Genomic DNA, 2,915 nt, shown 5'->3' on the forward strand with positions numbered 1-2,915 from the left:
GCGGCGCGGCCGTCCATGGGCAAAACCGCGCTGGCCATCAACATTGCCGAACACGTGGCGCTCAACGAAGGCCTGCCGGTGGCGGTGTTTTCGATGGAGATGGGGGCGTCCCAGCTGGCGGTGCGTATCGTCGGCTCGATCGGCCGCATCGACCAGACCCATCTGCGCACCGGCGCGCTGACCGACGAGGAGTGGCCGCGCCTGACCGAAGCCATCGAGAAGCTGCGCAATATCTCGCTGCACATCGACGAAACGCCAGGCCTGACTGTCAGCGAGCTACGCGCCAATGCCAGGCGCCTGGCCCGGCAGTGCGGCAAGCTCGGCCTGATCGTGGTCGATTACCTGCAACTCATGAGCGTGTCCAGCGGCATGGCCGAGGAAAACCGTGCCACGGCCGTCGGCGAGATCTCGCGTGGCCTGAAGATGCTGGCCAAGGAGCTGCAGTGCCCGGTGATTGCGTTGTCACAGCTGAGCCGAGGCGTCGAGTCGCGCACCGACAAACGCCCCATGATGAGCGATTTGCGCGAGTCCGGCGCGATCGAGCAGGACGCCGACATCATCATGTTCATCTACCGCGACGAGTACTACACCAAGGATGCCTGCAAGGAGCCGGGTGTGGCCGAGGTCATCATCAGCAAGCAGCGGAATGGCCCGACCGGCACGGTCAAGCTGGCCTTCATCAACCGCATCACCAAGTTCGAGAGCCTGGCGCACGGTGGCAGTGGCGATTTCTAAGTAAAAACGGGCCTTGGCCCTTTGTTTGCAAGCGCCTATAGCTATCTATTTGATAGCTTTTAAGGACGGCGGCCTCACTCCAGGTCTTCCATCGCCAGCATGTGGTATTTCTGCGCGTAGGAAAAAGGCTGCTTTCTCACCACGGTCATCACCCGTTCCGTCTCCTTCTCGGAGGGGGCGTGCACCATCAGGGCGTGCTGACCTTCTCGGGCCAGGGCGACGTATTTCTGGACTGTGGCACCTTCGGTGCCGACCGAAGGCAAGACCACATCAGACTCGCCATCGACCCGGCCGATCTCGCGCAGGATGGTGTCTGGCTCCAGCAGCATGATGGCTTCGCCGTCGAAGCCGCTTGCTTCCAGTTCACGTGCCGCCTGCTCGGCCTGGTCACCCTCGGGAAACATGATGAAGGCATAACCTGTGGGATAGAACACGCCGGTCAGGGTCAGCATCTTGGGGTGGAGTGCAAATGTTTTCATGGTGAATCCTTGGGCTGTGAATTCACCATTTATGCACGCCAGCGGGACGCTGTCTGTAGGCCAGTTCGCACAAAGCGCGTGGCCCGGCGCCCCGGGCGGCGGTTCAGGGCAGTTCTTCGGTCCGGAGCGTGGGCTCGGACATGACGCGGGCGGTGCTGGACAGGCCGTCAAGCAGCCGGTTCGCAAAGTAGCTGCTTTGCGTGTCCGGTTCCAGCGCCGCAATCACGAGGTTGGCCAGCGGCTGGTTCAAGGGCACGTAGTAACTGCCGGAGGGTGCATCGATCACGCCGCGTACCAGCGCCACTTCGGCCCTGACGATCTGCCCGGCATCGGCAATGCTGCCGCGCACGTCCTGCCGGACCCCGGCCGAGCTCGCCGTCTCGCGGTACAGGTCGCCCAGCATGGACGCCGGCTCGGCCACACGCAACACCTGCACGCCATGCAGGCGCAGCCGCTCCACGGCCGTTCGGGAAGCCGCCGACAGCCAGTAGCCGCAAGGGCGCACGCGGGACTTGAGCTTGCGCAGCGTGAGTGCCGATTTCCACTCGACCTTGAGGGTCTTGTCGGCGCCGGTGACCGGGTCCAGCATGACGATTTCCTGCTGGGTGAGGGTGGGACCGGCTTCGACCACCGCCTCTTCCTTGCAGGCCAGGGCGCCCATCTCTTTCTCGACATAGGGCTGCAACTGGCCCAGTTCGCTGGCCCGCTGGGCGGTGCTGGCGAGCACGCTGGAGATCGCGGTGACATGGGTGTGCACGCGGCGCTGGATGTGCAGCCGGCCGATGCCCACGCCACGGGTTTCGATCAGCAGGCTGACCGCGTTTTTCAGGCCGCTGACGTTGCGGCCGGTGTCGGGCTGCGTGCCGCCCATGGAGATGGTCTTGTCCGCCAGGTCCGTCGACGTGGTGTAGTACCACTCGGTGCTGAGTCCCTGCCCCTTGAGGGCGGCCACCAGCGGGCGGCGGTACCACTCTTCGGAAGCTTTGGTCAAAAACTCGGGGATGTTGGCGGTGGTCGCGTACTGCAGCAGCGCGTCGTACTTCTGCACCGTGCCGAATTTCTGCAGAAAACGGCCCACCACGGTGTATTCGTGGGCATCGACCACGACCGTCGGGTGGTAGTCGCGGGCGAGCCGGGCCAGGGCCTGGGCTTCCGGCGTATTGAGCAGCAGGTGGTCGCGGTTCATGTCCAGGCCGCCTGCGGTGACCCGTTGCCCGGCCACCGAGCCATCGGGGTTGGCGCGCGGCACGATGATGACGTTGACGCGCTCGAGCACCGGTCGCAGCAGGCCTTGCGTGAGTTCGCGGGCCACGACCAGCAAGGCTTCGGTGCCGGCGGGTTCGTCGCCGTGTTGCTGGCCGACCAGCATGACGGTGGGGCGGCCCGAGGCCGTGATGGCGGCGGCATCCGTGCCGTCGGCACGTGTCAGCACCAGGGCTTCCAGGGTCTCGCCGCGTTGCGACTGGCCAATCGGCAGCACGGCGGCTTTCAGGCCCGGTGAGCGCGAGGCCGCTGTGCTGAGCTCACGCAGCCAGGTCTGGATTTCCGCATTCGAGGTGAAGCTGCTGCGTCCTTCCTGCAGGCCGGGCGTGTTGTAGATGACGGAAGGCGCCGGGAAGCGCGCGGCGACGGCGGCGCTGTAGGGGGCGGCGCTGGCCGGCGGGGGGAGGGCCAGCGCCGACCGGTCGGGGACAGGCTGGA

General features: G+C 65.6%; 3 protein-coding genes. 1 reads left to right on the forward strand and 2 read right to left on the reverse strand.

The window, feature by feature from the left end:
* A partial coding sequence (locus B7G53_RS22180; protein WP_141396437.1) for a replicative DNA helicase occupies nucleotides 1-735 on the forward strand: 735 nt, incomplete at its 5' end.
* Nucleotides 736-809: 74 nt separating this feature from the next.
* Here B7G53_RS22180 and B7G53_RS22185 read toward each other — a convergent pair.
* Together B7G53_RS22185 and B7G53_RS22190 are read right to left on the reverse strand one after the other, a co-directional pair.
* Complete coding sequence (locus B7G53_RS22185; protein WP_096671789.1) at nucleotides 810-1,214, reverse strand: hypothetical protein; 405 nt, start codon at nucleotides 1,212-1,214, stop codon at nucleotides 810-812.
* A gap of 103 nt (nucleotides 1,215-1,317) precedes the next feature.
* The coding region (locus B7G53_RS22190) for a M14 family metallopeptidase (protein WP_141396438.1) at nucleotides 1,318-2,915 on the reverse strand (1,598 nt) is incomplete at its 5' end.

This window comes from Polaromonas sp. AET17H-212 (assembly GCF_002379085.1).
Lineage (GTDB): Bacteria > Pseudomonadota > Gammaproteobacteria > Burkholderiales > Burkholderiaceae_C > Polaromonas.